At 66.0% G+C, this 26,346-nt stretch carries 31 protein-coding genes; 17 read left to right on the forward strand and 14 right to left on the reverse strand.

Translation table 11 applies throughout. The features are described from left to right. The first annotated feature begins 15 nt into the window (after positions 1-15). The 5 genes from PSR88_RS01195 (at position 16) to PSR88_RS01215 (ending at position 4,624) form a co-directional block, all read left to right on the forward strand. Positions 16-498, forward strand: a complete 483-nt coding sequence (locus tag PSR88_RS01195; protein ID WP_009472807.1) for a DUF1931 family protein — start codon at positions 16-18, stop codon at positions 496-498. Positions 499-686: 188 nt separating this feature from the next. Then, positions 687-1,109 (forward strand): hypothetical protein, encoded by a 423-nt coding sequence (locus PSR88_RS01200; protein WP_011593545.1) that lies wholly within the window; start codon positions 687-689, stop codon positions 1,107-1,109. 270 nt (positions 1,110-1,379) lie between these two features. Continuing rightward, on the forward strand, positions 1,380-2,849 hold the full coding sequence (locus tag PSR88_RS01205; protein ID WP_029538492.1) for an APC family permease: 1,470 nt from the start codon (positions 1,380-1,382) through the stop codon (positions 2,847-2,849). Between the two features lie 7 nt (positions 2,850-2,856). After that, positions 2,857-4,269, forward strand: coding sequence for an FAD-binding oxidoreductase (locus PSR88_RS01210; protein ID WP_016881162.1), 1,413 nt, complete (start codon positions 2,857-2,859; stop codon positions 4,267-4,269). 13 nt (positions 4,270-4,282) lie between these two features. Beyond that, on the forward strand, positions 4,283-4,624 hold the full coding sequence (locus PSR88_RS01215) for an HNH endonuclease (RefSeq protein WP_016881161.1): 342 nt from the start codon (positions 4,283-4,285) through the stop codon (positions 4,622-4,624). A 12-nt stretch (positions 4,625-4,636) separates the two neighbouring features. On the opposite strand, the gene upp is transcribed toward PSR88_RS01215, so the two are convergent. The 3 genes from upp to PSR88_RS01230 are packed head-to-tail and all read right to left on the reverse strand — an operon-like array spanning position 4,637 to position 7,819. Continuing rightward, entirely contained in the window at positions 4,637-5,266 is a 630-nt protein-coding gene (upp, locus tag PSR88_RS01220; RefSeq protein ID WP_016881160.1) for a uracil phosphoribosyltransferase, read from the reverse strand. A 19-nt stretch (positions 5,267-5,285) separates the two neighbouring features. Continuing rightward, positions 5,286-6,551, reverse strand: coding sequence for a URC4/urg3 family protein (locus PSR88_RS01225; protein ID WP_016881159.1), 1,266 nt, complete (start codon positions 6,549-6,551; stop codon positions 5,286-5,288). After that, entirely contained in the window at positions 6,548-7,819 is a 1,272-nt protein-coding gene (locus tag PSR88_RS01230) for a GTP cyclohydrolase II (protein ID WP_016881157.1), read from the reverse strand. Before PSR88_RS01230 ends, PSR88_RS01225 begins: the two co-directional genes overlap by 4 nt. Positions 7,820-8,008: 189 nt before the next feature. Between PSR88_RS01230 and PSR88_RS01235 the strand changes: the two genes are divergently transcribed. Continuing rightward, positions 8,009-9,394, forward strand: a complete 1,386-nt coding sequence (locus PSR88_RS01235; protein ID WP_029538490.1) for a DUF2252 domain-containing protein — start codon at positions 8,009-8,011, stop codon at positions 9,392-9,394. 253 nt (positions 9,395-9,647) lie between these two features. On the opposite strand, the gene PSR88_RS01240 is transcribed toward PSR88_RS01235, so the two are convergent. After that, positions 9,648-9,827, reverse strand: a complete 180-nt coding sequence (locus tag PSR88_RS01240; RefSeq protein ID WP_009472816.1) for a hypothetical protein — start codon at positions 9,825-9,827, stop codon at positions 9,648-9,650. 1,046 nt (positions 9,828-10,873) lie between these two features. Between PSR88_RS01240 and PSR88_RS01245 the strand changes: the two genes are divergently transcribed. The 3 genes from PSR88_RS01245 (at position 10,874) to PSR88_RS01255 (ending at position 13,275) form a co-directional block, all read left to right on the forward strand. After that, a complete protein-coding gene (locus tag PSR88_RS01245) occupies positions 10,874-11,563 on the forward strand; it encodes a TetR/AcrR family transcriptional regulator (RefSeq protein WP_009472819.1) in 690 nt (229 codons plus the stop codon). A gap of 2 nt (positions 11,564-11,565) precedes the next feature. Beyond that, on the forward strand, positions 11,566-12,666 hold the full coding sequence (locus PSR88_RS01250) for a calcium:proton antiporter (RefSeq protein WP_009472820.1): 1,101 nt from the start codon (positions 11,566-11,568) through the stop codon (positions 12,664-12,666). A 78-nt stretch (positions 12,667-12,744) separates the two neighbouring features. Continuing rightward, on the forward strand, positions 12,745-13,275 hold the full coding sequence (locus tag PSR88_RS01255) for a hypothetical protein (RefSeq protein WP_237723913.1): 531 nt from the start codon (positions 12,745-12,747) through the stop codon (positions 13,273-13,275). A 34-nt stretch (positions 13,276-13,309) separates the two neighbouring features. On the opposite strand, the gene PSR88_RS01260 is transcribed toward PSR88_RS01255, so the two are convergent. Next, positions 13,310-13,837 carry a PadR family transcriptional regulator gene (locus PSR88_RS01260; RefSeq protein ID WP_016881154.1) on the reverse strand — a complete coding sequence of 176 codons (528 nt, stop codon included), beginning with the start codon at positions 13,835-13,837 and terminating at the stop codon, positions 13,310-13,312. 103 nt (positions 13,838-13,940) lie between these two features. Here PSR88_RS01260 and PSR88_RS01265 point away from each other — a divergent pair, with 103 nt between their 5' ends. The 4 genes from PSR88_RS01265 (at position 13,941) to PSR88_RS01280 (ending at position 15,701) form a co-directional block, all read left to right on the forward strand. Continuing rightward, on the forward strand, positions 13,941-14,423 hold the full coding sequence (locus tag PSR88_RS01265) for a DUF1707 domain-containing protein (RefSeq protein WP_029538488.1): 483 nt from the start codon (positions 13,941-13,943) through the stop codon (positions 14,421-14,423). Positions 14,424-14,828: 405 nt separating this feature from the next. Continuing rightward, positions 14,829-15,155 carry a hypothetical protein gene (locus PSR88_RS01270; protein ID WP_011593556.1) on the forward strand — a complete coding sequence of 109 codons (327 nt, stop codon included), beginning with the start codon at positions 14,829-14,831 and terminating at the stop codon, positions 15,153-15,155. A gap of 94 nt (positions 15,156-15,249) precedes the next feature. Then, positions 15,250-15,444 (forward strand): hypothetical protein, encoded by a 195-nt coding sequence (locus PSR88_RS01275; RefSeq protein ID WP_009472825.1) that lies wholly within the window; start codon positions 15,250-15,252, stop codon positions 15,442-15,444. Positions 15,445-15,449: 5 nt separating this feature from the next. After that, the gene (locus PSR88_RS01280) at positions 15,450-15,701 is read left to right on the forward strand and encodes a hypothetical protein (protein ID WP_011593557.1); all 252 of its coding nucleotides are present in this window, start codon (positions 15,450-15,452) and stop codon (positions 15,699-15,701) included. 38 nt (positions 15,702-15,739) lie between these two features. Here the strand turns inward: PSR88_RS01280 and PSR88_RS01285 are convergent, their stop codons facing one another. Genes PSR88_RS01285 through PSR88_RS01305 form a run of 5 tightly spaced genes read right to left on the reverse strand, consistent with a single transcriptional unit; the run spans position 15,740 to position 20,266 of the window. Next, positions 15,740-16,153, reverse strand: a complete 414-nt coding sequence (locus tag PSR88_RS01285; protein WP_011593558.1) for an OsmC family protein — start codon at positions 16,151-16,153, stop codon at positions 15,740-15,742. Next, a complete protein-coding gene (locus PSR88_RS01290) occupies positions 16,150-17,514 on the reverse strand; it encodes an LLM class flavin-dependent oxidoreductase (RefSeq protein ID WP_029538487.1) in 1,365 nt (454 codons plus the stop codon). The genes PSR88_RS01285 and PSR88_RS01290 overlap by 4 nt, the downstream gene beginning before the upstream one ends. A gap of 12 nt (positions 17,515-17,526) precedes the next feature. Then, the gene (locus tag PSR88_RS01295; RefSeq protein ID WP_016881151.1) at positions 17,527-18,612 is read right to left on the reverse strand and encodes an NrtA/SsuA/CpmA family ABC transporter substrate-binding protein; all 1,086 of its coding nucleotides are present in this window, start codon (positions 18,610-18,612) and stop codon (positions 17,527-17,529) included. A gap of 53 nt (positions 18,613-18,665) precedes the next feature. Then, entirely contained in the window at positions 18,666-19,403 is a 738-nt protein-coding gene (locus tag PSR88_RS01300) for an ABC transporter ATP-binding protein (RefSeq protein WP_011593561.1), read from the reverse strand. Next, positions 19,403-20,266, reverse strand: a complete 864-nt coding sequence (locus tag PSR88_RS01305; protein ID WP_011593562.1) for an ABC transporter permease — start codon at positions 20,264-20,266, stop codon at positions 19,403-19,405. The genes PSR88_RS01300 and PSR88_RS01305 overlap by 1 nt, the downstream gene beginning before the upstream one ends. A gap of 225 nt (positions 20,267-20,491) precedes the next feature. Between PSR88_RS01305 and PSR88_RS01310 the strand changes: the two genes are divergently transcribed. Further along, positions 20,492-21,115, forward strand: coding sequence for a GntR family transcriptional regulator (locus tag PSR88_RS01310; protein ID WP_011593563.1), 624 nt, complete (start codon positions 20,492-20,494; stop codon positions 21,113-21,115). A 102-nt stretch (positions 21,116-21,217) separates the two neighbouring features. Further along, positions 21,218-21,940 carry a DUF3105 domain-containing protein gene (locus PSR88_RS01315; protein ID WP_016881148.1) on the forward strand — a complete coding sequence of 241 codons (723 nt, stop codon included), beginning with the start codon at positions 21,218-21,220 and terminating at the stop codon, positions 21,938-21,940. 291 nt (positions 21,941-22,231) lie between these two features. On the opposite strand, the gene PSR88_RS01320 is transcribed toward PSR88_RS01315, so the two are convergent. From PSR88_RS01320 to PSR88_RS01330, 3 genes are all read right to left on the reverse strand, one after another. Next, entirely contained in the window at positions 22,232-23,209 is a 978-nt protein-coding gene (locus PSR88_RS01320; protein ID WP_016881146.1) for a nucleoside hydrolase, read from the reverse strand. Positions 23,210-23,300: 91 nt separating this feature from the next. After that, positions 23,301-23,666, reverse strand: a complete 366-nt coding sequence (locus tag PSR88_RS01325) for a peroxiredoxin (protein WP_011593566.1) — start codon at positions 23,664-23,666, stop codon at positions 23,301-23,303. Positions 23,667-23,716: 50 nt separating this feature from the next. Continuing rightward, on the reverse strand, positions 23,717-24,232 hold the full coding sequence (locus PSR88_RS01330; RefSeq protein ID WP_237723921.1) for a hypothetical protein: 516 nt from the start codon (positions 24,230-24,232) through the stop codon (positions 23,717-23,719). On the opposite strand from PSR88_RS01330, the gene PSR88_RS01335 reads away from it, so the two are divergent. Next, positions 24,128-24,715 carry a poly-gamma-glutamate hydrolase family protein gene (locus tag PSR88_RS01335; protein ID WP_237723916.1) on the forward strand — a complete coding sequence of 196 codons (588 nt, stop codon included), beginning with the start codon at positions 24,128-24,130 and terminating at the stop codon, positions 24,713-24,715. The two genes, PSR88_RS01330 and PSR88_RS01335, sit on opposite strands and share 105 nt — an antisense overlap. A gap of 4 nt (positions 24,716-24,719) precedes the next feature. Here PSR88_RS01335 and PSR88_RS01340 read toward each other — a convergent pair whose 3' ends face one another. Next, positions 24,720-25,982, reverse strand: coding sequence for a serine/threonine-protein kinase (locus tag PSR88_RS01340; RefSeq protein WP_020476757.1), 1,263 nt, complete (start codon positions 25,980-25,982; stop codon positions 24,720-24,722). Between the two features lie 166 nt (positions 25,983-26,148). Here PSR88_RS01340 and PSR88_RS01345 point away from each other — a divergent pair, with 166 nt between their 5' ends. After that, positions 26,149-26,337, forward strand: coding sequence for a hypothetical protein (locus PSR88_RS01345; protein ID WP_009472838.1), 189 nt, complete (start codon positions 26,149-26,151; stop codon positions 26,335-26,337). Positions 26,338-26,346: the final 9 nt, after the last annotated feature.

The following is a 26,346-nucleotide window of genomic DNA, read 5'->3' on the forward strand; positions in this document are numbered from 1 at the left end:
GAGGATGATCACCTCATGGAACGTGCGGAGGCCGGAAGCCGTGGGACGCTCATGACGTTCGACCAGTTCGCGGACATCTTCCGGGACGTCGCCAGTCTCGGCGTCGTCCGGGAGGACTTTCACCGATTCGACGACGTCGTCACCGCGAAACTCTACGACCTGCTCCTCGTCGCGCAGGAGAGCGCGGCCGCCCAGCACCGGCACATCGTCGAACCCACCGACCTGCCGATCACCCGAGGCCTGCAGGAGAATATCGGATTGTTCCGCGAGCTCGGACCCGGCCTCCGGGTAGATCCGATCGTCGAACGACTGGCCGACTACCCGCCCCTCGACGGCATCCTCGCAACCGAAACCCGATCGGGGCTCGCCGACATCACCGGCGGACTCAGCGTCGCCCTCGCGCGCACCTTCCGCGTCGTCTACCCCGAGTTGAGGACCGTGCGGGCACGGACCACGCACTGGTCGGTGATCAGTACCCTCGTCGACCTCTACCTCTGACGTCGCCGACCGCGGCAGACCACTGTTCTTTCGTGACTTCGGAACACCCCCCGGGGTGCAAACATCCACCCCTGGATGGACGGCCGACCACCCCTTCAGGGGGCGGTGCCGGACCCCCCTTCCGGCGAAGACTGGTGTTCGTCCACAAGGGACACGGAAATTCACACACCACACTCAGGAGAAACGCAATGAACTCGACGAAGACACGCATCGCCGCAGCAGCCGCAACGGGCGCCGCCCTCGGACTGGGAATGTTCATGGCCCAGAGCGCCACTGCTGCCGCCGCACCCGCCCAGTCGACGTTCCCGCAAGTCGTCTCCCCCGAATCCGGACTCTCCCCGTACAAGGTCGAGGTCAGGGACCGAATCGGCTGCGCAAACGCGTGGCCCATGGTCGCCTGCGACGCCCCCGACGAAGACGTGCCCCCGCAGGTGACCCTCGTCGAGCCCGGCACCACGCTGGTCGAGCCCGGCGGCACAACTCTTTACGGCCCCGCCGCCGCGACCGTTGACTCCCAGCAGGGTGCCACCATCCACCAGGTCTACTACCCCCTCGAGCCCGACGACGGGGTGATCTCCCACTCGCTCGATCCCGACATGCCCTGGATGTGACACACGGTCGACACCGACTCACTCTGGATCGACAGCACTCTCTTGCGGCCGCCGGGGCCATTCACCTCGGCGGCCGAGACGTGTGCGCTGACGCGCCCCGTGCGCATCTCGGAGTATTTAGAGAGACGAACCATCGATGACATCCGTATCCGCGAGGAGGAGGATGAAACAGACCAGTCTCGTCCTGATCGCGGAACGGGTCTCGCTGTGACGGGTCTCTATCGCGATTCACTACCCCGCAAGTTCCCGATCGAACGTGAGGCGGCCCAGATGACGGCAGAAGACGTGGTGGGCGCGCAGATCGCCGATCAAGAATGTCAGGACTGCGGTTACAAACCGGAGCTGAAGCGAACGCTGGGCTCCTTTCAGGTGTTCGCGGTCTCGTTCGCGTTCATCTCGGTGGCGGTCGGGATCTTCGGCACCTACGATGACGTACTCCGAGACGCCGGACCGGTGGGGATCTGGCTCTGGGTGATCGTGGCGTTGGGGCAGACCCTGGTGGCGCTGGTGATCGCCCAATTCGCGGCCCGCATCCCACTCAGTGGCTCCTCCTATCAATGGGCCTCGCGGCTGGCCAACCCGAAGATCGGCTGGTTGTTCGGTTGGCTCACCTTCTGCTACCTGGCACTCGGCGTGGTGACGGTCGACAACGCGATGGCAAGCTCCGCGCTCATGCCGCTGTTCGGCATGCAGCCCGACGAGAACACGGCGCGCGTGATCACGCTCGTGGTGGTGCTTGTTCAGGCGGTGCTCGTCGTGTTCTCCACGCGCCTCGTCGGGCTGATCACGTCGGGCGCGGTCGGGCTCGAACTGGTGATCGTGGTGGTGCTGGCGATCGGGCTCTTCGCCGCCGTGGCGATCTCGGGCGAGGGCTCGGTCGGCAACCTGACCTCGCGCGGTATCACCGAAGGCGCCCCCAATTACTTCGCCGTCGGCGGCGGGTTGATGGCTGCGATGATCATGGGGCTCGCCACGCTCGTCGGCTTCGACTCCGCGGCGAATATGGCTGAGGAGGCCAAGGATCCGTTTCGCAGCGTCCCGCGCGCGATCGTGGGATCGGTCGTCGCGGCGGCTGTGCTGGGACTGGTGTTCCTGATCGCGCTCACGATTGCGATCAAAGATATCCCCCGGGTGAGCGCCAGTGACACCCCGGTGGCGGCGATCCTGCGCGATCAGCTGGGTCCGGTGATGGAGAGGACCCTCCTGGTCGCGATCGCGTTCGCATTCTTCGGCGCCGGGATGGTGACCCTCGCCACCTGCTCGCGGATGGTGTTCGCGATGTCGCGCGACGCGCGTTTCCCTGCCTACCGGTTGATGCGCCGGGTCAACCCGCGCACGCAGACACCCATTCCGGCGACCATCATGATCGTCGTCGTCGGGGTCGTCCTTATGGCCGTGCTGCCCGGTGGCGCACTGCTGGAGTTGCTCACGGTGGGGACGGTCATCTCGGCGGTCCTCTACGGCGCGATAATCCTCCTCTATCTTGCGGTGCGGAGGCGACTGGATCGTAAGGAGGGCGCGTTCGATCTCGGGCGCTTCGAGCTGCCGGTCGCGATCGGTGCGCTGCTGTGGTCGGCGGTCGTGCTGTTCGTGATCGTGTCGCCCTCGAGTGCACTGACCTCGATCCTGATTGCGGTCGGGTTGCTCCTCGCGGGCGGGTTGTACTTCGCGTACCTGTTGATTTTCAAACGCGAGGTACTGGACACCGAGCCGGGAGACGCCGATGTCTTCTCGCACTGACCGACAGATGAAGCCCCTGACTGCCACCACCGTGCTCACCGGTGACGTGGTGCGTGCCGGCGATTCCGGCTACGAGGCGGCGCGGGTGGGCTGGAACCGCCTGTATTCCCGCTATCCCGAGGCGATCGTGTTCTGCTGTGACACGCAGGATGTGGTCAACGCGGTCCGCTGGGCTCGCACGGAGGGCATCGCCCTGCGTGCCCGCAGCGGTCGCCACAGCCTCGAGGGCTGGTCGTCGATCGACGGCGGGCTGGTCGTCGACGTCAGTCGGATGAAGAGCATCGTGATCGACGAAGCGACGCGCACCGCGACCGTCGGGACGGGGCTGACGCAGCAGGAGACGGTCGCGGCTCTCGGGCAACGCGGCTTCGTCGTTCCGACCGGCTCGGAGGGCGGCGTCGGTCTCGGTGGCGTGATTCTCGGTGGTGGCTTCGGACTACTGACCCGCAGTATGGGTCTGGCGTGCGACAACCTGCTCGCCGCGGAGGTGGTGGTGGCCGACGGCGCGCGCTCGGCGAAGGTCGTGGAGGCCACCGAGCACAGCAACTCCGACCTGCTGTGGGCGTGCCGTGGCGGGGGCGGCGGCAACTTCGGGATTGCGACGTCCTACACATTGAGGCTGCACGAGCACTCGAACGTCACATTCCTCGTCGCGAGGTGGACCGGTCACGACGACCTGGGCGCCCTGCTTCGCGTGTGGCAGCGCGACGCGCCGGTCGCCGACGAGCGGCTGACCAGCGCGCTGGAGGTCGATTCCACCGCGGTCGAACTGTCTGCGCTGCTGTTCGGCGGTGCGCGGCGGGAACTCGAGGACCAACTTCGGTCGCTGCTGGCGATCGGCAATCCCGACGTGACCGTGACGGAGGGCCCCTGGCAGACCGTGTACGGCGACGTCGACAGGGGGCCGAACGACGTCGCCCTCTGGAAGTTCTACTCGCAGTTCGTCACCCGGCCTTTCCCCGACGAGGCGATCGATCTGATCGTCCACTACATGGCCAACACGCCCAGCCCGCCGAGCAATTTCTTCTGCTCGAGCTTCGGCGGTGCCGTCCGGCACGCTCCGCCCGGCGGGTCCGCGTTCCCGCACCGCGACGCGCTGTTCTACTGCGAACCGGGGGCCGCCTGGAACGACCCCGCCCTGAACTCGACGGCACTGGGCTGGGCGGCCGACTTCTGGCGGGCGCTGCGCCCCTATGGCGACGGCGCCTACGTCAACGTGCCCAACGCCGCCGCGTCGGACTGGGAACGCGAGTACTACGGTTCCCACCGCGAGCGGCTGCGCGAGGTCAAGGCCACCTACGACCCGGAGAACGTGTTCAGCTTCGAACAGAGCGTCCCCCTGTCGCCGGTTGACCCGTCCCGAGTCCTAGGCTGGGGCGATGGCGGTCAACCGGAGTCGCAGGGCCAGGGGCGCCCGTAAACGCAAGCGTCGGATGGAGAGTGTCGAGCACGACCTCACCGCGGAGCAGTGGAGTGCGCTCACCGAGGCGTGGGGTGGCTGCGCATACTGCGGCACGACCGACAAGCCGCTGCAACGCGACTGCGTGCAGGCGCTGTCCCGCGGCGGGCGTTACACCCTCGACAACATCGCCCCGGCCTGCGGCTCGTGCAACGCCAGTAAGTGCAACGACGAAGTCACCGGCTGGCTGCGGCGCAAGCGGCTCGACGAGCGCGCCTTCCTGTTGCGTCACATCGAAATCAAGACAGCGCTCGCGCTGCGATTCCCCACACCCCCGGACACCGAACTCGAGGTGCCGGAATCCACTGCCCCGTGACGACGGCGCCTGCTACTTGGTGCCGAAGAGACGGTCGCCGGCGTCCCCGATGCCGGGCAGGATGTAGCCGTGCTCGTCGAGTTGACGGTCGACGGCGGCGGTGTAGATCGGGACGTCGGGATGCGCCTTGTGCAGGGCGGCAACGCCTTCGGGACAGGTCAGCAGGCAGACGAACTTGATGGATTTGGGGCCGCATTCCTTCAACCGCTCCACTGCCGCCACGGCGGAGTTGCCGGTGGCAAGCATCGGGTCGATCACCACCACGTCGCGCTCCTGCAGATCGCCGGGCATCTTGAAGTAGTACTCCACGGCTCCGAGGGTTTTGGGATCGCGGTAGAGACCGATATGGCCGACGCGCGCGCCCGGCACAATTGTCAGCATGCCGTCCAGGATGCCGGTGCCCGCGCGCAGAATGGAGACGAAGACCAGCTTCTTACCGTCGATGACCTTGCCGGTGGTGAATTCCAGCGGTGTCTCGACGTCGATCTCCTGCATCGGGATGTCACGGAGGACCTCGTACGTCATCAGCGCGGAGATCTCGTTCGCCAGCCGACGAAAGCTGTTGGTGGAGGCATCCTTACGGCGCATCATCGTGAGCTTGTGCTGCACCAGCGGGTGCTCGATCACGTGTACCATGCCCATGTAGTCGTCCTCGTTTCTTCTAGAAGACCGTGCCGTCGCTGACGATGTTCAGCGGCGGCAGCCCACCCCGCGAGCGCTGTGCCAGCGCGCGGCCCGCCGCCCAGGTGCCGCCCTCCAAGACGCAGGCCAGCGGCATCTCTCCGGGATCCACGCCCAGACGTGCGCGCACCAGCGGGGCCAGTTCGTCCAGCAGGGCTACCGTCAACGCGCGCCACTCGACCACCAATTCGTCTCCGGCCGTCCAGTTTTGTGCAGCCCAGGCCGGATCGTGCAGGCGGAGCACACCGGTATCGAGAAGCAGACCGCCGTTGCGGTATTCGGGCAGGCCGGTCAGCTCGTCCAACCCGACCACCCGAACGCCCGCCCATTGGAAGGGCTCCAGCAACGAATAACTCAGCCACTGCGACAGTTTGTGAAACGGCATCCAGCCCCGCGTCAAGCCCGGACCGGCCACCGCGTCGTGGCGCCAGACGTCGCCCAACGGTTCGGCGTCGATGGCGTTGCCCGTAGGCCAGATGCCCGACAGCGACGTCAGGAGCTGCGACAGGATGTCGTGGGCGGCGACCGTCGCCGTGGCGGCACCCTGTGGGGCGACCAGCAGATCGAACAGGCCACCCGGCCGGCCGTGCGTGCCGAACACTTCGGGCTGCGCGGCGAGCGCCTCGCCCAGCCGCCGAAGCAGCAGCACGCGACCTTCGAGGCCCACCAACGGGTTGGATGGGCCGGCCTGGAACACCTCGGCCAGCCGGTCCGTGTCCAGACCGCACAGCCCGGCAGCATCGACCTGCAGCGGGTGCGCCGCGTCGCTCGCGAACAGGCCGCTGAGGAACGCGTGCCAGCTCGCGACGCCCAGGCCCTCGGAACGGGCGAAGCGCTGCCCGCCGTGCACCTCGTGGTAGTGCCAGTCGGGACCGGCACCTGCGTCGAGAAGGACGCTGACCACGGCCAGGTCGATCATGGCGCGGGCGCGGCCCGGCGCGTCCAGCGCGGTCAGCCGTGCATCCAGCGCGGCCTTGCGGTCCACGCCGCCGGCTTCGAAATGGCGCCAGCGGCTGTGGTACGGAATTTTCAGGTCGGGATAGCGGGCACGCGTGACGTCGGCGACCTCCGCCGCGGCCGCTTCCAATGCGTCGTCGTCGACGCCGAACCAGAGTGAATCGCCCTCGCGCGCACGGGACAGCAGCTGTCGCGCGCGCTCCCGCACGGCCGACGTGGTACGCAGAGCCGCGGCCGCACCCTCGGCCCGCCCGGTGTCCAGAACGGGACCGACGCCGGTCACGCTCATCCGTCCAACTCCCGGCCCTTGACCTTCGCCAATTCGTCAGCGTCCGGCACAGCGCCCGGCGTGAAGTAGCCGGCCGCCATCTTGGCGTCGATCTCCACGCGCGCGTCGGCCGGGATCAGGTCCGCGGGAAGGTCCACTCGCTCCCCGACCTCGATACCCGAGCCGGTGATGGCGTCATACTTCATGTTGCTCATGGAGACCAGGCGGTGGATCTTTCTGACGCCCAGCCAGTGCAGCACGTCGGGCATCATTTCCTGGAAGCGCATGTCCTGCACGCCGGCCACGCATTCGGTGCGGGCGAAGTACTGATCGGCGGTGTCGCCGCCCACCTGGCGCTTGCGCGCGTTGTAGACAAGGAACTTGGTCACCTCGCCGAGCGCACGGCCCTCCTTGCGGGAGTACGCCACCAGGCCCACGCCACCGCGCTGCGCACCCTGGATGCACTCCTCGATCGCATGCGTGAGGTACGGGCGGCAGGTACAGATGTCGGAACCGAACACGTCCGAGCCGTTGCATTCGTCGTGTACGCGTGCGGTCAGCTCCACCCCTGGATCGGCCAGGTCACGAGCGTCGCCGAAGATGTACACGGTCTGACCCCCGATCGGGGGCAGGAACACCTCGAGGTCCGAGCGCGTCACGAGTTCGGGGTACATGCCGCCGGTCTCCTCGAACAGCACGCGGCGCAGATCCGTCTCGCTGCAGTGAAAGCGCTCCGCCACACCCGGCAGGTGCCAGACCGGCTCGATCGCCGCCTTGGTTACCAGCGCAGCACCGCTGGGCAGCAGGAAGCGGCCGTCTGGGTGCAGGCGACCTTTCTGGATGGCCTCCATGACCTCCGGCAGGATCACATGCGCCTTGGTGACAGCGATGCTGGGGCGAATGTCGTGACCGGCCGCCAACTCGGCGGCGAAGACCTCGGCCACCGTGGCACCCCACGGGTCCAGGCTCACGATCTTGCCGGGCTCGCTCCACTGCGGGTACGGGCCGATGATGTTCGTGGGCGCGGTGTCGGTGAGGTCGGCCTTGTGATGACGCGACAGCGCGCCCGACGCCACCGCCAGTGCCCGGTAGATGCTGTACGAGCCGCTGTGCGTTCCGATCACGTTGCGGTGGGCGCGGTTGGTGGTGGTACCGACCACCGGTCCGCGCTCGGACGGCGTGGGTGCTCCCCAGTGGATCGGCAGGGCGCCGACACCGCCGCTGTGTGAGGTCAATCGGATGTGGCCGCCGGTGGGCTCGGGGGTGGCGGCGACGGATTCAGCGGACATGACGTTCCTCCGTTAAGGAAGGCCCGGCGGCACGGGATGCCGCCGGAACGTGTCTCCGGCGCCGGATGCTGCCGACCACCGGAAACCGAAGCATAACCACTCTTTCGCCACAATGTCGTGTGGCGAAGACGGCGGCGAGCGAATGCTGACGAGGTACACGGTGACAGGGCCTGGGATAGTGTCGCCGAGGTGACGAAGAATCGAGCGCGAGCCGTCGACCTGCGAACCCAGATCGAGGCGGACGACGTTTTCGCGCGGGGCTACGCGTTGCGAGCCACTGTGCCGTCGAGTGCGCACGAGAGCGCCGCGGTCGGCGCGGGACGGCCGGATGTGCTCGATTTCGTCGAGGCCAGCAATCGAGGAAGGCTGGCTAATCTGATCCCGCTGCGAATCGGTCGGATGATCGCCTCCCCGTTCGCTTTCTTCCGCGGCGCCGCCGGCCTGATGGCGGCCGACCTCGCAGACTCTCCGGTTACCGGATTGACAGCGCAGTTGTGCGGCGACGCGCATGCGGCCAACTTCGGCCTGTACGGCACACCGGACGGTCACATCGTCATGGACATCAACGATTTCGACGAAACCCTCCCCGGTCCGTGGGAGTGGGATCTCAAACGCCTCGCCGCGAGCCTGGTCCTCGCCGGACGCGAAGGCGGTGTGTCCGAGAACGGCTGCATCGAGGCCGCCGAAGACGCCGTCAAATCGTATCGGCGCACCATTCGCGATCTCGCCGAACTGCCATTCCTTCAGTCGTGGAACGCGCTCCCGGACAAGTCGGTGCTCGAGCGGGCCAAGGCCGACGCTCTGCTCGACGACTTCGACAAGGCCGCGCAGAAGGCGCGGCGCAATACCAGCGAGAAGGTCGCGGCGAAGTGGACCGCCCACCTCGAAGATCACGAGACCGGGATCCGCCGACGACGGTTCATCGACGACCCGCCGGTCCTCACCCACGTCGATCGCGCAACCGCCGACGCCGTGACCGACGGTCTGGAACTGTATGTCGACTCACTGCGCGAGTCCCGCAGGAACTTGATCGCCCGATTCGCCGTGTCCGACGTCGCGTTCCGGATCGTCGGAACCGGCAGCGTGGGTCTGCGCAGCTATATCGCCCTCCTGCACGGTAATCGGGACGAGGTGCTCGTACTTCAACTGAAGCAGGCCCGGCCGTCCGCACTATCGGCGTACCTACCGGTCGACGAGCCGAAACACGAGGGCAAGCGGATAGTGCACGGCGCCCGGCTGGTGCAGGCGGAATCGGACATTCTGCTGGGCTGGACGACCATCGACGGCCTCCCTTTCATCGTGCGGCAGTTCCGAAACCTCAAAGGGGACATCGATCCAACCGGTCTCGAGCAAGATCATCTCGACGACTACGGCCGGCTCGCAGGCGCCCTGCTCGCGCGTGCACACACCCGCTCGCTCGATCCGCGGGTGCTCGCCGGCTACTTCGCCAACGACACGGAACTGGACGAGGTGATCGGGCGGTATGCCGTCAGCTACGCCGATCAAACCGAAGCCGACCACGCAACACTGGTCGCCGCGGTGAAATCCGGGCGGATCGCCGCCGAGCCGGCCTGATCCGGCACGGCGGAACGGCCTGAAACACGCGAGCTGGATGGTGGCGAGCCGAGAGAGGTCGCCACTCCCTCGAGATACGAGGCGCGGTTGCACCTCGCATCCACCCGAGCCGGACTGCCTCGGTTACGTTGAGTGTGAGTGGCGACCTCTTTCGTCGCAACGAGAACGTACCTCGCACCTCCGACATGAATTCGCGCGTCCAGTGGTAGCCGGCCGCAGCGAGAAATGAGGGACAAGCAGTTGGTCGACTCCCCTACGGCACGTAGAAGATGCCTCTTGCTCCCACGTACTCGACCAGGTTCCCCATGGCGGAGGCGGTAACAACCCCGGTACCGGTGTGGGCAACCCCAGGCTTGTCTTTGGTCACGGAAGCAACACCCGATGTTCCGTTGGACAGGTTGGTCCAGCCAACCCACAGCACGACGGTTTCCATGAGTGCTGGGTCATGAAACGTCACGACCCCCGGCGCATCGCCAGTAACCGCAGCCGGGACGTCGATACAGGCGGGGAAGCAATAGCCGAAAGTCCCTGAAGCCCACACGCGGGGTATCTGAAACGGCGCCGACACCGGCGCCGCTGTGGCCGCACCAGGACACCAGACCAGTGGAGTCGCGGCGAGACCCACAACCAGAGCGGCCCTACGAAGAGACCATCGGCGACGGTTCATTCGCACGAGCCTCTCGTCCGCGAAAGCGACAACTCGGCACCCTCTCCGACGCAAGTACTTGCCTCATCGTAGCGATCGTTCCTGGTCAGCACGCGGAAATACCGGCGAACGCATCGGTCCGACGCCTGGTGCCACGCCCCACTGATTGCAGCGGGACCGGCCCGCAATCGGCACTGCGTTCAGGGCGGCGGCCTTCCGACGGACGCTCGGCCGGCACCGCCGCACGCTCGATTGCCTCCTGCCAGATATTCGACCCAGGAAGTGCACCGCATGATCTCCACCCGGTCGGCTCAATACTGATGCGAGTGCGAGCGCATCGCGCGTGCCGCCTGCAGGCTCTCACAGGACTCAGCAGCGGCAGAGCGTCGGCACCGCCAGGTCATCCACCGGACTGACAAATCAAGCACGCGCGGCACCACGAGGTACACCGCGGTGGGAACAACGACACCGGTGAGCGACAAAGCCCGCAGCCATGTCGGCCAGGTGCTTGTGATCGGGCCCGACAAGGTCATCACGGTCATACCCAACGTGACGAGCGGGAAGATGGACACCCAAGTGACGACCACCCGCAAGTGGATGGACGGGGCCCTCGCCGGCACGAGATCCCGAGCGCGCCCGTCGACACGTTCCGTTCGCGGAGGCCGGCGCCTCGTGGTCGTCGGAGCGAAATGTTCGAACACCGTAGATGCGAGGGCAAGAGATTCCATCCTGAGGTAGCCCTTCTCGTAACTCCAACTATTCAGTTGCCTTGACCGTAGGGGCTGGACATGCAGATTGCAACCAGACAGTTGGAGTTGTCGTAGGATGCAGCCGTGGCGTGGGATACCGAACGAACCAAGAGACTCCTCATCGAGGCCGGGGTTGCAGAATTCAGTTCGTTCGGGCTGGCCGGTGCCCGTGTCGATCGGATCGCCGCGAAAGCAGGCGTGAACAAAGAGCGCATCTACCAGTACTTCGGCAAGAAGGAAGCCTTCTTCAGCGCGGTCCTCGAACATGAACTCGCAACCACGCTTGCCGCTGTCGAGCTGTCCGGTCACGGGGTCGTCGCCATCGCCGACTACGCCGGTCGCCGATTCGACTACCAACGCGAGCACCCCACTTTCACCCGTCTGCTGTTCTGGGAAGGACTCGAACTCGAGGCACCTGTCGCGGAAGCATCGCGACAGAAGCACGCTCAGGCGATAGTCGCCAGCGCGCGGGAAGCTGTCCCCGAACTTTCCGAGAGCGACGCCCAGGAACTGCTCATCACCGTGATCACCCTCGTCGACGGCTGGGTAGCTCTCCAGACCGCAGACCGACTGTTTTCGCCACCTCTTCCGCGTGGCCGCGACCGTGACTCGCGCCGACGCGATTTCATCGTGATGACGGTTGAGGCCGCCACGCGAGCCGCACTCACCCGAAGCCAGTCGGCCCGGACCCAACCCACCGCTGGCTCGCCGCGGATGGGTGATGCGGGTTCCGCATTGCGGTCCTCCCGAGCGGATCGAGCTGGCAAGGTCTAATCATGGCGTTCGGGTGGCGTTCGGTCACTGCAGAGTGGCCGCTGGTGATTCCACCGGTCTCCGTTGCGGTGTTGGGCGTGACCTGGGGCCGGAACATCGGCACGGTTCTGGCGCTCGTCGTGGCGGTGGTGCTGGTCGGTGCAGTGCTCGCCGCTGTTCATCACGCCGAGGTGGTTGCACACAAGGTCGGTGAGCCGTTCGGATCGCTGATTCTCGCTGTCGCCGTCACCGTCATCGAGGTCGGATTGATCGTGACGCTGATGATCTCGGGTGGCCCGGCGACGGCCTCACTTGCCCGCGACACGGTATTCGCGGCTGTGATGCTCACCGTCAACGGAATCATGGGGTTGTCGCTGTTCGTAGGCGCACGAAGATACGGGGTTGCGCTGTTCAATGCGGAAGGTACGGGCGCGGCACTGGCGACCGTAGCGTCGCTGGCTACCCTGAGCCTGGTGCTGCCGACCTTCACGACGAGCCGGCCGGGCCCCGAATTCTCCTCGGCTCAGTTGATATTCGCGGCAGTGGCCTCGCTGGTTCTGTACGGGATGTTCGTCCTCACCCAAACCGGACCGCATCGACACTTCTTCCTGCCCGTCATCCCCGACGAACCTGTGAACGTCGAGGACCGGAACGCGGCACCCCCGTCGGGCAGGGTGGCGGGCATGAGCCTCGCGCTGTTGGTGCTGGCGCTGTGCGCAGTCGTGGGATTGGCGAAGGTCGAGTCCCCCACGATCGAGGACGCAGTCGAGGATGCCGGATTGCCACAATCCATCGTCGGTGTGGTCATCGCGCTGCTCGTGCTTCTGCCGGAAACCCTCGCCGCGGTCCGGGCGGCGCAGAGAAACCGGATCCAGATAAGCTTGAATCTGGCCCTGGGATCGGCGATGGCCAGCATCGGGTTGACCATTCCGGCCATTGCGGTTGCCTCGATCTGGCTGGACGGACCACTTCTGCTCGGCCTCGGTCCCACCCAGGTGGTGCTGCTCGCCATCACCGTGGTGGTGGGCATGCTGACGGTGGTTCCGGGCCGTGCCACCCGCCTCCAAGGTGGCGTCCACCTGGTGCTGCTGGCTGCCTATGTGTTCCTCTCCGTCAACCCCTGACCGTCGCCCCGCGCGTCGCCGCTCGTGCAGACGTCACCAGCGAACCTCCCCGAGATGCGTTCGGGTAAGTTTCCGCGCATGGAAACCGCATCGTGGGTCGGCGCGGCGGCTGCGGTGCTGTTCGGTGCCACCACAGCCGCAGCCTGGCGGAAGGCAGCCCTCGCCGATCAGGCCAGGCGTGAGGCCGAAGTTGCGCTGGACGTGGCGCTCGAACAGGTCACCGCGTTGACCCGGATCGCCGAAGCCGCGCAGCGAGCATTCCCACAGCCGGAGCACGTCGAGTTCGAAGTCCAGCGCATCCGTGGCCCCGTCGACCGGTTCCGGCTCCGCAACGTCGGAACGGGCACCGCCACCGACGTGCGGTTCGTCGTCGATCCCGCCGAAGAGCAGAATCGCCGGATCCCCACGCCGCAATGGCTGCAGGAAGAACCAGTCACGTTGCTGCCGAGGGAGTGGGCCGACTTCGCCGCGAGCGCGTTGTCGCCCGTCGGCGGCTCGTGGCGAATCGTGTTTCCGGCGTTCGTCACCGTGATCTGCGATGAAGCCGGCGCTCCGCAACGGGTGGACCTGCCAACGGTTGTCGTTGCCGAGGACGGCGTGATCGGCTGACTCCGAGACCCGCACCTGGCGAGCAGCGGCGCCGTCAGCGACTTTCCTGCCCCAGACGGTTTCCGACGCGATCGAACCATTCGAGTACCGCACGTTCGTACACGATCCCGAAGTCGAGCGTGGCCAGTGCGAATCGGTTGGAACCGTGGACCGCGGCGTCACGCTCGTACTCGGCGAGCTGACTTTCGTGCGCTGCGCGGTGCGAGTCCAGCATCGCGGCCAACCGCTCGGGCGGAAGGTGCGCACCGAACGCGACGGTGAGCAGCATCGGATACCGGATGTTCTCCGGCCCGGGGTCGCGCTCGATCCACTCCGCGAACGCCCGGCGACCGTCCTCGGTGAGCGTGTAGGGCTTGCGCTCTCGGGCGCCCCGTTCCCCCGCCTCGATCAACCCTCCACGCTCCATTGCGGCGAGCTCCCGATACACCTGGCTGGTCGTGATCGACCAGAACTTGCCGATTCGTTCCTGCGCGGTGACCACCAGGTCCCACCCGGTCTTGGATCCCTCGTGCAGGAACCCGAGGAGCGATGCCGCAGTGGCGTTGAGGGGACGTTCAGCCATGGCACGGTCCTTCGCGCAGTCGGGGGTTGACATTCCACTGTGGCATATCGATCATAGTGGTAGCGACATTCCACAGTGGAATGTCATCGCTGAGGAGGGTCCGATGCAGTACGCGGACAACATCCGGATATCCGATTCCGAACGCGAGCAGGTCGTCGGAGAACTCGGACGGCATCTCACCGAGGGGCGACTGACCATCGGCGAGTTCGACCAGCGGGTGGCACAGGTGTACCAGTCGACGACCCAGCAGCAGGCGCATCAGGTGTTGCGTGATCTTCCGTCGGCACCCCAGGCAGTTGCCCTCGCGCCGCCCAGGGCACCGACGGCCCACCCGTCGCGTCGTCGCATCCCGGGTCACCAGCGGATCGAGTGGCTCGCCTGGCTCGCCGCCGGAGGAATCAACATCGCGATCTGGGGCATCGTTTCGCTCGCTACCGGCGTGATGATCTACCCCTGGCCGATCTGGGTGATCGGCCCGTGGGGGTTGGTGCTGTTGGGCAGGACGGCGCTCGGCCGCGAGGGCGGGTGCAGCAGGATCACCGATGCGCTGCACGACGACCGGACGAAAGTCGCCGTGAGTCGCTGAATCTCCGCGGACGAATGGCATGTCGATGTGCCGGTTCGTCGATTCGTAGCGGCGACGATGTCGTCGGGCTCGACTCCGGCCGCGCGCAGCAGCAAGGCCACCGCGACCCCGGTACGGTCCTTGCGGCGAGCCGGGCACCGTGGTTCGGCGCATCGGCTTCGGCATCGGCATCGGCATCGGACAGCAGCGAGAACTGGTGCTCGGTGTCGAGAGGCCGTGACCAGGAAGAACGGTCATTGTCCCCGCCCGACGAGGGCCGCGAGGACCAGAAGATAGGTATACCCCCCGGTGATTCGGCCGATGCGCCATCTCCCCGTAGTGGGCGACGATGTGACCTGTCTCATACTCACGAACCGGGGTCGCCCGTTGGTCCGACGCCGCCACTGACGGAGGGTGCTCGCACCGATGAATGCAGAACCGATTACCTGCGGTGATTACGTCACGGCAACCTTCGCGCGTGATTTCGTCGCCGAGGGATTCGACCACGACGCCGTCGAACGCATCTACAGCGGTCTGTTCGACGAGTGGAGTCACGCCCTTGCTCAATCGGGTCTGTTCACCAACAGAACCGTCGCGGCCGCGCTCCACTCCTGGCAGGACGACCCACACTCGCTCCTCGACGCCCTGCTCGCGAACGCGGACGAGATGACCCTCAAGCGCTACGACCTCGTCTGGGAAGCTCTGGAGCGCTCCCACGTCGGTTCGGCCGAACCCCTCGCCGAATACGCATGACGCGGCCGCCCACGGCAGTGGCGCCGCGAAGTCCACCTGAGTCGTTCAACCCCACTTTCACAGACACCACCGACCACACCGACGAACGAGAACAATGAGCACCAACACGTACCCGACCATCGAAACCATCCGCATCGGGCAGTCCGGTCACGAATGCCGCTACTGCGGGCACGCCGTCGTCAAGGACGGCCCAGGCTACCGGCACACCACCACCGGCCAGTACCGCTGCGATCCTGCCAGTCGAGCAGTGAACGAAGCCCGGCTGTCCAACAGCTTGGTTCGGAGCTGAGCACGATGAACGTGCAAGCGATGCAGGTGAGCACGGCGCCCGAGGGGCTGGGCCGGTACCGCGACGCGGTCGATGCGCTGCACGCCTTCGACAATCCCGGCCACCGAACCGACCCTCGCACGGCGCTGCTGTTCGACAGCCTCACCGATGATCTGATCGAGGCAGCCCAGACTGCGGGAGCGGGCGACACGGTGTCACAGCGCGACATCGTCGCCGTGATCGACACCGCGATCTCCCGCCCGCGCCCCTCACTCTGAACCTTCTGCGGCACTCAAGTGCGATCGAAGCGGGCAGGCTAGGAGTGGGCAGTGACGGTCAACTCGATTCCACTTCCCCGCCTGATGGTGTTGTAGATCGGGCAGGACGACTCGAATCTCGCAGCCAGTGAGTCGGCCGTCGGCTGGTCCACCCCGTGAATCTCGATGCGCACTTCGGTGAAGTCGTAGCGAGTCGGGTCGGCCGTACCCCGCCGATGGGATGCGTGGACCTCGATGTGCTCGACGCGGATGTCGTCGGCCTCGGCGTTGGACTGGATGTTCGCCATTGCGCACGAAACGATCGCTGCCAGGAGCAGTTCACCGGCCTGGATTGCCTCGGCCGGGCCGAACCTCGAATCCGAGACGAGGTGGTTCTCGCGGGCATCGAGAATGAATCGTCCAGGCACCCCGGACACCGTGTGCCCGGACACTTCCGCGACGCCGGAACTCACAGTGCGGCCTCGGCGCCTCGACGCACCCGGTTGGCCCACTCCCCGCTCTGCACTCGGGGTAGTCCGAGGTTCTCGCGCAGAGTGCTCCCCTCGTACTCCTTGCGGAACAGTCCTCGCTTCTGCAGCTCGGGAACCACGTGACGGGTGAAGTCCTCGAATCCTCCCGGCTGGTACGGAGCCTGCACCATGAACCCGTCGCAGGCCCCCTGCCCGAACCATTCCCCGAGTCCGTCGGCGACTTCTGTTGCAGTGCCGATGAATCCACCTTCGACGCGACCGCCGTAGCGCTTCCCGAGCTCGCGCAGCGTCAGCCCCTCCCGCTCGGTCATCTCCCTGACCTCCTGGTAGTGGCCTTCGACGCCGGGAACCTCGACGTCGGGGAGTCGCTCGTCGAGTGGGAACGTCGACAGGTCCACGTCCAAGTGGTACGCGAGTGTGGACAATCCACCGAGGGGCGGTACCAGGTCGAAGAGTTCTTCGAATGTCTGCTGCGCGATCGCCGTCGTGGCCCCGACGACGGGCGCGATGGACGGGAGGATCTTCACAGATTCGGGGTCGCGGCCGTGAGCGGCGGCCCGTTCCTTGATCTCCTTGTAGAAGTCCTGCGCGGATTCGAGGGAGGCGTGACTGCAGAAGATCACGTCGGACCACCGTGCGGCGAAGTCCTTTCCCTTCGCGGACGCGCCGGCCTGGATGACCACCGGGTAGCCCTGCGGAGGCCTGGGGACATTGAGCGGCCCCTGCACGGTGAACCAGTCACCCTTGTGACGGATCGGGTGTACTCGATCCGGATCGGCGAACAGCGGCTGTTCGGTATCGAGGACGAGAGCGTCGTCCTCCCAGCTGTCCCAGAGCTTCCCTGCGACCTCGAGGAATTCGTCGGCCCGCTCGTATCGCTGGTCACGGGGAAACTGTTCGTCCCGGTTGAAGTTCCGCGCTTCCGACACCTGGAAGGAGGTCACCACGTTCCAGGCGGCACGTCCCTCGGTCAGGTGGTCCAGGGTGGCGAAGGACCGCGCGACGGTGAACGGTTGCGCGTACGTGGTGGAGACCGTGGCTGCGAGACCGAGATGCGAAGTGACCGCACCCATCGACGACAGCACGTGAAGTGGGTCGAGTCGCATCGAGCCGAGTGCACCGTTGCGTAGCTGGGAATCGGTGCTGCCACCGAAGCGGTCGGGCACCGAGAGGATATCGGCGAAGAACGCGAGATCGAAACGTGCGTCTTCGAGCGTGCGCGCGATGTTCTGGTAGTAGCCGGCGCTGAGCCAGCCGGGAACCGATCCCGGGTACCGCCAGCCGCCGGGCCGACCGGGGCCCGCGGTGACGAAGGCGGCCAGATGCATACGAGAGGGAGACATGTGCGGTGATACCTACTTCGCGAGAGCCTGAGCGATAACTGACTTGATCGAGTCGAAACGCGAATCCTGCAACCAGGTTGTCACGTCGACTCGGTCCGGGTACACGCCGAGGTCGTGGAAGTTGTCCGCGAGATCCTGGGTTCCGTTGATCGCCGCCGCATCGACCGCAGTGAATTCGCCTGCACCGGAATAGGACAGACGTCTCGCCTTCACCAGGTCGAGATACACCTGCTCCTCGAGATCACTGTTCCCGAAACCACCCAGTTCGGCGAACGCGGAGACCGCCACCTCGGGGTTGCCGTCGATCCAGCGCTGCGCATCGCGCACGTTCCGGACGAGTGTGGCGGCGGCATCCGGGTGGTTGAATGCGAAGTCCTCACTCGCGACGAAGAAGGCGTAGTCGTACGTCTTCACGTCGGGAAGAGCGACCGCATTGTGTTTCCGCTTGGCCAACTCGATGGTGGGCTGCCAACTGATCCACGCGTCGACCTTGCCCTCCGCGAAGGCGGCCTCCGCGTCTGCGGCAGGAAGATTGACGTACTCGATGTCTTCGAGCGTGAGGCCGACCGATTCCAGATACTTCACCAAGCTGTACGTGCCGGTGGTGCCGCGATGATCCGCGACTTTGCGCCCTCGCAGATCTGCACCCGACGTGATGTCCGATCCCTGCGGCACCAGGATGTCGACCTCGTTGGCGGGAAGTGGATAGGCAACCAGCGGAACGATCGGCACACCACCGCCGATGGCGTAGATCACCGCGGTGGCAGTGGCGAAGGAGAAGTCGACACTTCCCGATTTGACGGCCTCCATCACTGGCAGCGAAGCCGGGAAACCCGACGGCCACTGCACGGGGACGCCCAGATCCTTGGCGAGGTCGAATCCGCCCAGGTTGTTGCGCAGGATCGTGCCGGGCTCGGCCTTCCCGTCGCCGATCAATGCGTATCGCACCTCGGTCAGCGGACCGCCCGCTGCGCCGGATGCCGATGCACCGCAGCCGGTCAGCGAGAGGGCCGACAAGCCCAGGACTCCGGCGCCGGCGGCCCTGAGGAATCCTCGCCGATCGAGGGCACGGAGTTGTGAAGTGACGCGGGGTGACATGAGGGTGAGGGCCTTTCCAATGGGACCAGGGAAGTGGGACTCGGGAAGTGGGGCTAGAGAGACGAGAGGGCGTTGTCTGCCTGGAGGAGTCCGTCGAGCAACTCCTCCTTCCAGGCCGCGAGTTGGGCGTCCCCGCGGTGTCGTGGTCGGGCGTGCGGGATCCTCAGATCGCGGGTGATGCCCTGGTCGGTGAGGAGCAGCACGCGATCGGAGAGCACGAGCGCCTCTTCCACGTCGTGGGTCACCAAGAGAACCGTCCGCGGCTGCTCGGCGAGGACGCGTTCGAGAAGTTGCTGCATCGCCACGCGGGTGATCGCGTCCAGGGCGCCGAACGGCTCGTCGAGCAAGAGGACGTCAGGCTGATGCAGCAACGCCCGTGCCAGCGCAACGCGTTGACGCTGCCCTCCGGAAAGCTCTGACGGCCAATCTTTTTCACGCCCGGCCAGGCCTACATCGTACAGTAGCTCGAGTGCGCGCTCGCGTTGGTGCCGAGTTCCGAGCTGCACGTTGTCCAGGACGTTGCGCCACGGAAGCAGACGGTCCTCCTGGAACATCATCCGCGACATGGTTCCGCCCGAGGTACCGCCGGTGGATTCGACGACGCCGTGCGTCGGTTGTTCGAGCCCGGCGATGATTCGCAGAAGCGTGGATTTGCCGACCCCGCTGGGGCCGAGGAACGAGACGAACTCACCGGGCTCGACGGTCAGGTCGATGTCGTGGAGAACCGTCGTGTCACGGTATCGGTGCCCGATGCCGACCAGATCGAGGCCGACGAGGTTGGTGGCAGGCATCAGCGATTTCCTCCCTGGTAGTGGGGATTCCAGCGCAGGACACGGGCTTCGATCAGCCGGGTGATCTGATCGGCGAGCAGGCCGGCGACGGCGTACAGCAGGATCGCGAGGACGATGCGGTCGTTGCGCAGCATGTCCCGGCCGTTCTGGGCGAGGAAGCCGATGCCCTCACTGGTTGCAATCGTCTCGGCGATCACCAGCGTCAACCAGGCGACGCCGAGTGCGTAGCGGATGCCGGTGAGAATCATCGGCATGGCTCCGGGAACGATGATGTCGCGAATTCGGGCGCCTCGACCCAGCCCGTAGGATTCGCCGAGTTGAACGAGTTTGGGATCGACGGTGCGGATTCCCGCGACCGTGTTGAGGTACACCGGAAAGATCACCCCCAGCGTGACGAGCACGACCTTCGGGAGTTCACCGATACCGAACGCCGCGATCAGAAGCGGGACCAGGGCGAGGTGCGGAAGCGCACGCAACATCTGCAGGGTGCGGTCCACCAGCCCCTCGGCGATTCTCGATAGTCCGACGACGAAGCCGAGTACGAGTCCGATCGAGGCTCCGAGGGTGAACCCGATCAGGATTCGGCGCAGGCTGACCGTCAGGTGTCTCTGCAACTCACCGGCGGTCCACAACTGCTCTGCCGTGGCCAGGACCTTGCTGGGCGGAGGCAGGACGGAGGGTGAGATCGCCCCGGCCGAGGACGCCCACTGCCAGCCGAGGATCACGAGGACGGGCACCACCCACGGCAGCAATACCGACGGTTGAAGTCGCCGGCGCGTGACGGCACGTTGCGGCCGACGGCGATCCTCCCCCGTCGGTTCTGCCCGGGTGGGGCGCGGTGCGGCAAGTTGCGTCTCAGTCATTCCCGACGACGTCCGATCCGGCGGATGCTGATTCTCGGCTGCGAACTCGCCGCGCTGAGTGGATATTCATGGCTTCTCCTTGTCCTGACGCGGAGGAGCTTACGAATGACTGCACATCTCTGTCTGCATCTGTATACACATGGATTCAAACCCTTTACTTCGGTTGCTCGCCTCTGGTAAGGCTTGCTCCGTGGCATGGCGTTCGTGCCCGGACAGGGGAGCTCGGTGGAGAGAGAATCATCGGCGTACAAGCAGCTGCGTGAGCGCATCACCGGCGGCGCCGACCGGCCCGGGACGATGTTGATCCCGGCGACCATCGGCGCGGAGTTGGGACTGTCCCGTACCCCGGTGCGGGAAGCGTTGCAGCGGCTCGAATACGAGGGCCTGGTGGTCCAGGCGCCGCGAGGGTACCGGGTGCGCGAGCGCACACCCGAGGAGGTGCTCGAGATCTGCGAGGCACGGATCGCGCTCGAGTCCGCGATCGCCTACTCCGCCGCGACCCGCCACACCGAATTGGACCTGGCGCGGTTGAGCCGGTTGTTCGAGCAGGCAATCGAATCACCCGATCCCGCGACGAGCCTGGCGCTGCACAACGAGTGGCACACCGCGCTGCGCAGCGCGGCCCACAATCAGACCATCGCACAGCTGATGGACCGGCTCGACGCTCAGTTGCGGGTCTACGACGCGGAGGAAGCCCAGGCCTCGTCCAATCTGCAGCAGATCGAAACGGAACACCGCGAGATCCTGACCGCCGTGCAGAGCGGCGACGCCGAGAAGGCGCGGATCCTGATGATCGCGCACCAGGCGCGGACCCGCGATCTGCGTATCGCAGCAATGGCCCGACGGTAGATCGCCGCATCATCACAGAGCCGGGCGTTGCCTCACGGTCTACTACCATGCTTCGCAGATGGGATGCGCGGTCAGGGCGCCCGGTGAGACGAAGGATCGGCAATGACGAACGACCGCGGTGAGGACCCGAAATCTCGACCGTCCCCGGGAATGCGGCGGCGCCTGCCCTGGCTGCTGCTCGCCGCCGTGGTGGTCGTCGTGGGAGCGGTCGCCGTCGTCGCCTACGTGCTGACCTCCGGAGCCGAGGATGGCCGCGAAGCCCGCGACTTCTCGCCGAGCGCGGACAATCCCGACCCGTCACTGGGAATCGAAGGGATCGTCACCGTCGACTATCCGCCCGCCGACCATGTGCAGGCACCGCAGCAAGTGGCCTACGACCAGAGTCCCCCGTTCGGCGGTGCCCACGACCAGTACTGGGCAACCTGCACCGGCATTGTCTATCCCGAAGCGATCCGTAGCGAGAACGCCGTGCACTCCCTCGAACACGGCGCCGTGTGGGTGACCTACGACCCGGACCGGCTGGACGACGACGACATCGCAGCTCTGGCAGCGAACGTCGAGGGCGAACCGTACACCCTGATGTCGCCGTACCCCGGTCTCGACTCGGCGGTGTCCCTGCAGTCGTGGGGTCACCAACTGAAACTCGACGACGTAACCGATCCGCGGATCTCCGATTTCCTCACGGCCTTGCGACAGAACCCGAACACCTACCCGGAACCGGGGGCAACCTGCTCGACGGTGCGGGGCGGATTCGATCCGGCCGACCCGCCGCCATTCGATCCTTCCGCACCGGGTCCGGACGCCGTTCCGGTCGACGGCAAGTAACCGCGTCGGCGGACATTTCCGCATCACGTCGGACGAGATCGGGTTCCTGCGGTCGAAGCCGAAATTCACCTACCGAAAGTGTGCCGGGTTTGTCGATATCGCGATCGCCGATTCGACGAATAAGTAGGAGCACATGAGGAGGTGAGAGCGATGTTGGCGGCACATCTGTTGTCCGGACTGACCAGCGAAGAGGTCGATCTGATCGTGGCGGAGGAACTGCATCTGCTCGACGCCGTCGCATGAGGTCCGTCGATGCCGTGTCGAACACCGGCAGGTGACGAACGGGCGCTGCTAGCCGGTCGGGTCCGATCCGGGAGGATCTGCGTCGAGCGTGGCGGTGATCCGCGCTCCGATCGAACGGTAATCGAGGTCGGTCACGAATCGATGCGCCGGCCCCCGTACCGGACTGACGCCCCACACGGCGGCCCGGCCGTCCTCGTCGTGATACACCCGAGGTTGGGCGTCGGTGGCGGACAGCATAACCGTGGGGTCGAGCATCACGGCGGCCGCGACGGAATCGTGCGCGGTGTAGATCGGGTCCTCGGAGCGATATGTGCCGGTGCAGTACCGGTGATAGTCCTCGGTGATGTCGCGGACGAAGGTCGCCGTCTTTCCCACCGCGGAACGAGCGACGAGATCGGCCCAGGCCAATCGGAGCCGGCCGGTGACACTCATTCCCACCCACGTAATCTGCCCCGGCGCTGCAGCAACCACCCTGGCCGCGACTGGATCGTGGTTGGTATTGGTGTCACCTTTCTCGAGGAATTGTGGTTGTTCCGCGGCCTCGACCTCTCTGCGGGAGACGGGTCCCATTCCGCCCATGATGGTGACCGAACGGAAGCGGGTCAGGATCCGTGGGTCGCGTGTGACGGCGGCGGCGATGTTGGCCAGCGGACCCAGGCACAGCAGGTCCACCGCACCGGGCCGGTCCTGCGCGACGCGGAGCAGTTGATCGACGGCGGACTCGGGCGCCGGGCCCACACCCGGTGGCGGCCGATATCCGCGATCCCCGAGTCCGTCGAGTCCGTGTGGGGAGATGGTGGCAGGTGGTGGCCCGGGGCGTGATTGTCCGACGCACACCGGAACGTCGCGCATGCCGGCGACGGACAGAACGGTGAGGGCGTTCCGCGCGGCCTGCCGTTCGGTGCAGTTACCGAACACGGTTCCGACACCGACGATTTCGGCTCCGGCGTGCTGTGCAATGGTGAGTAGCGCAAGAGCGTCGTCGACGCCGGCGTCGGTGTCGACGAGTACGTAGCGGTCGGTCACTGCCGGTCCTGTCCCCCGTGATCCCTGATCGAATCGACTCGATCACCCTCGCGCGCAGTGTAACTGGACCGGTTCCCGGTCGTTCCGCCGGTCAATAGCTGAAGGTCACCGCCCCTTCGTCGCCGATCCACTTCCACATCGGTACCGTCCCGGCGAGTTCGGCATTGGATACCAGCGCGTCCTTGTCGAGGTGCTTGGCCTCGAAGCAGATCGGACACACCATGTAGATGCCGCCCGCGGTCGCGAACCGCGCCGCCAGATCGGGAAGCGGCGGACAACCTTCGCAGGCCACGCCCTGAATCGTGCCGTCGAGCGCCAGCCGTACCGCTTCTTTCGTGAGAAACATCAGCGTCTCGCGCTGTTGTTCTGCCGCGCCGACCGCGACCAGAAACGCAACCGTCACCTTCTCGGCGTCCTCGAGACCGGTGGTAAGACTGACCACTGCTTTATTGCTCATGGATTCGAGTCTTCGCCGCGCGAGGACTGCCGACAAGGGGGCTCATCGAGTCACCGGATTCGCACCTCGAGATCGGTGGCGGTTTTTTGTTTCGACCGCACCCACAACGGATTCGAGCCTAACCTGAAAAGGTGTTCGAACAGCGTCCGTTTCAGCAGATTTCGATGCCGTTGCGCCTCGCAGTCCGTCACGATCGCTCCACCAGGGCATCCGCCGCCGAACGTATCGGAATTCACCCGCGGATGTTGACTCGGATGGGAGCGGAGCCGCGTCAGCAGGCTCGCGTGAGCCACGGGGGAACGACCGCACTGTTCACTTTGCTCCCGGATACCGATGTGGACGAGATCGACACCATCCGGATAACAGCGGGGGGCTGTCGTCGACTCGGCGCGGCGCCGGGACAGACGGTGACACTCGACCGACGGTGCACCGCCTCCGCGATGACCGAGGAAGAGGCCGAAATGGGGGGTGAGTTCATCGAGCGGCTCGAAGACGACGGGCGACATCACCGTCTCGTGGTCCTGGCACCGCACGGTGGCGCCATCGAAACCCGAACGGATCAGCAAGCTGAACAGGTCGTCGCTTCGCTCGGATCACGCGATTCGACACTGTGGGTGTGTAAAGGGTGGCGACCGGTAGGCAATGCCTATCGTGCATGGCACATTTCCTCGACTGATCTCAGCGTGCACAGCTTTCCGCTTCTACGCTCCCTGTCGGCGAGACGATTCCGGTGGGCGCTGTCGTTTCACGGCTACCGAGGAAACGACGTCCTCATCGGCGGCCGCGCTCCCGCGCGGCTCAAGTCGGACGTCCGGAACGCGATCGCGAAGGCACTCGACGGAAGCGGTATCTGTGTTCGCGTAGCCGAACGCGGAGAACGACATAGTGGTGAATCCGCATCCAACCTGGTCAACCGCCTGACCATCGACGCTGCCGGCGGAATCCAAATCGAACAATCACGAGCCGCGCGGACACTGCACGGTCCGGCGATCGCTGCAGCGGTCAGCGAGGTCTACGACACCTGGATCGCCGCCGACAATCTTCGGTGAGACTTCACGGGCCCGCGGGAGCCCAGCACGGCCCGTCCGGGGGCGGGGTGTGCTGGTAACCGGGATAGCACGGCAGCACCTGCGGGGCTGGGGCGGGCGCTGGTGCCGGGGCAGGCACGGGTGCCGGGGCATTCGCCGGTGGCGAGCCGGGTGGGAGGCACGGGCCGTCCGGGGGCGGGGTGTGCTCGTAACCGGGATAGCACGGCAGCACCTGCGGAGCGGATGCTCCCGGAGGGGGTGCGGGTGCCGGCACTACCGGTGGTGATTGCGGCGCCGGAGTCGGTATGGCTTCCTCCTGAATGGGAGCCTCCGCAACCGGTGTTTCCGTCGGTGGTGGTGCTTGGACCGGCGGCTCCTGTTCGGCAGCGGTCGGGTTCGCCATGGCGGACGGTGACGACGACGGCGATGCCGGCCTTGCCGCGCTCGACGACGGCGTAGGCACGGCGACGTGAGGCGATGACGTTCCCGATCCGATGATCACGCCCCCGACAATCGCGACAGCGACGATCGCGGCGAGCGCAAGTCCGGCGACGATCAGGCGGCGGTTCCGGTCGATCGGAGGGGTCGCAGGAGCGGGCACGACGGCAGGCTGTTGCGGTGGCGCCGCGACACGAGCGGCGGCGGCGAGTTCGCCCACCGACCGATAGCGCCGCGCGGGGTCAGCCGCCGTTCCGCGTGCGATCACGGCAGCCATGCCGACCGGTGGCGTCGGGATCGCCGAGGTCGGGAACACCTCCCCGGTGAGGCACTCGTACAACACGCAGGTCAGACCGTAGACGCCCGACGCGGCCCCGAGAATCGTGGGGAGCCCGACGTCCGTGAGCTGGACCAGTCCCCCGTCCTGCACGACGACGTTCGCCGACGACACTTCCTGCTCGACCAGCCCGGCCACGCGCACGGCCTCCAGCGCCGACGCCAGTTGCTCGACAACGCCGACCGCGCGCGATACCTCCATCGGTCCGGTGGACTGAAGGATCGTCCGCAAGTTCGTGCCCTGGGTGACCGGCGTTGCGAGAAAGAGCCGGTTTCCGACCTGCCCGAAGTCGTGGATCGGCACTATGTGCGGGTTCCGGATCTGCGCCGCGATCCCGGCTTCCCGTTCGAACCGATCGCAGTATTCGTCGTCCTCGGTAGCATCCGGCGGCAGCACCCGCACCACGACCTGCCGGAACATGACGGTGTCGAACGCCGCCCAGACCTCGCCGCTCACATCCACCGTCAGCGAACGGTCCAGCCGGTATCTGCCGAATAGCGCTCCAACTTGCATTGCCACTCTCCGCCGATCGAAATTACCGCGTCTGCGGGTCCGTGCACCCGAAATTCTAGGCGGTGGGGGCCATAGGTTCTCGTTGGAGCCCGGTAGTGTGCTCGTATGCGCAGAACGCACCTAGGCTAGTCCCGGTCCGGGACCGCCCCGACTCAGGAGAAACCTGATGCGTACTGCATTCTGCAATGCCCTCTATTCCGTGTTCGATCACCGGATCTGTTGTGGGCGGATTCCCGAATGGACCGCACACGTCGGTCAGCCGTGGGATACCTACGACGTCGCACCGTGGAATCTGTACAACGTGATCTGGCGGATCCAGCACTGGATTCGCGGCGGCGTCGACGCTGATCGGTAACCTGATTCC

The organism is Rhodococcus sp. DK176, from assembly GCF_038447315.2.
Classification (GTDB): domain Bacteria; phylum Actinomycetota; class Actinomycetes; order Mycobacteriales; family Mycobacteriaceae; genus Rhodococcus_F; species Rhodococcus_F jostii_A.

Coding starts and splice junctions, on each gene's coding strand:
- upp (WP_016881160.1), bottom strand. CDS start 5,266: ATGGGCATGGTACACGTGATCGAGCACCCGCTGGTGCAGCACAAGCTC.
- PSR88_RS01275 (WP_009472825.1), top strand. CDS start 15,250: ATGAGCACCAACACGTACCCGACCATCGAAACCATCCGCATCGGGCAG.
- PSR88_RS01315 (WP_016881148.1), top strand. CDS start 21,218: ATGACGAACGACCGCGGTGAGGACCCGAAATCTCGACCGTCCCCGGGA.
- PSR88_RS01265 (WP_029538488.1), top strand. CDS start 13,941: ATGCAGTACGCGGACAACATCCGGATATCCGATTCCGAACGCGAGCAG.
- PSR88_RS01290 (WP_029538487.1), bottom strand. CDS start 17,514: ATGTCTCCCTCTCGTATGCATCTGGCCGCCTTCGTCACCGCGGGCCCC.
- PSR88_RS01255 (WP_237723913.1), top strand. CDS start 12,745: ATGGAAACCGCATCGTGGGTCGGCGCGGCGGCTGCGGTGCTGTTCGGT.
- PSR88_RS01205 (WP_029538492.1), top strand. CDS start 1,380: ATGACGGCAGAAGACGTGGTGGGCGCGCAGATCGCCGATCAAGAATGT.
- PSR88_RS01325 (WP_011593566.1), bottom strand. CDS start 23,666: ATGAGCAATAAAGCAGTGGTCAGTCTTACCACCGGTCTCGAGGACGCC.
- PSR88_RS01335 (WP_237723916.1), top strand. CDS start 24,128: ATGGGGGGTGAGTTCATCGAGCGGCTCGAAGACGACGGGCGACATCAC.
- PSR88_RS01305 (WP_011593562.1), bottom strand. CDS start 20,266: ATGACTGAGACGCAACTTGCCGCACCGCGCCCCACCCGGGCAGAACCG.
- PSR88_RS01340 (WP_020476757.1), bottom strand. CDS start 25,982: ATGCAAGTTGGAGCGCTATTCGGCAGATACCGGCTGGACCGTTCGCTG.
- PSR88_RS01240 (WP_009472816.1), bottom strand. CDS start 9,827: ATGGAAACCGTCGTGCTGTGGGTTGGCTGGACCAACCTGTCCAACGGA.
- PSR88_RS01230 (WP_016881157.1), bottom strand. CDS start 7,819: ATGTCCGCTGAATCCGTCGCCGCCACCCCCGAGCCCACCGGCGGCCAC.
- PSR88_RS01270 (WP_011593556.1), top strand. CDS start 14,829: ATGAATGCAGAACCGATTACCTGCGGTGATTACGTCACGGCAACCTTC.
- PSR88_RS01345 (WP_009472838.1), top strand. CDS start 26,149: ATGCGTACTGCATTCTGCAATGCCCTCTATTCCGTGTTCGATCACCGG.
- PSR88_RS01295 (WP_016881151.1), bottom strand. CDS start 18,612: ATGTCACCCCGCGTCACTTCACAACTCCGTGCCCTCGATCGGCGAGGA.
- PSR88_RS01200 (WP_011593545.1), top strand. CDS start 687: ATGAACTCGACGAAGACACGCATCGCCGCAGCAGCCGCAACGGGCGCC.
- PSR88_RS01300 (WP_011593561.1), bottom strand. CDS start 19,403: ATGCCTGCCACCAACCTCGTCGGCCTCGATCTGGTCGGCATCGGGCAC.
- PSR88_RS01195 (WP_009472807.1), top strand. CDS start 16: ATGGAACGTGCGGAGGCCGGAAGCCGTGGGACGCTCATGACGTTCGAC.
- PSR88_RS01210 (WP_016881162.1), top strand. CDS start 2,857: ATGAAGCCCCTGACTGCCACCACCGTGCTCACCGGTGACGTGGTGCGT.
- PSR88_RS01225 (WP_016881159.1), bottom strand. CDS start 6,551: ATGAGCGTGACCGGCGTCGGTCCCGTTCTGGACACCGGGCGGGCCGAG.
- PSR88_RS01280 (WP_011593557.1), top strand. CDS start 15,450: ATGAACGTGCAAGCGATGCAGGTGAGCACGGCGCCCGAGGGGCTGGGC.
- PSR88_RS01260 (WP_016881154.1), bottom strand. CDS start 13,837: ATGGCTGAACGTCCCCTCAACGCCACTGCGGCATCGCTCCTCGGGTTC.
- PSR88_RS01215 (WP_016881161.1), top strand. CDS start 4,283: ATGGAGAGTGTCGAGCACGACCTCACCGCGGAGCAGTGGAGTGCGCTC.
- PSR88_RS01250 (WP_009472820.1), top strand. CDS start 11,566: ATGGCGTTCGGGTGGCGTTCGGTCACTGCAGAGTGGCCGCTGGTGATT.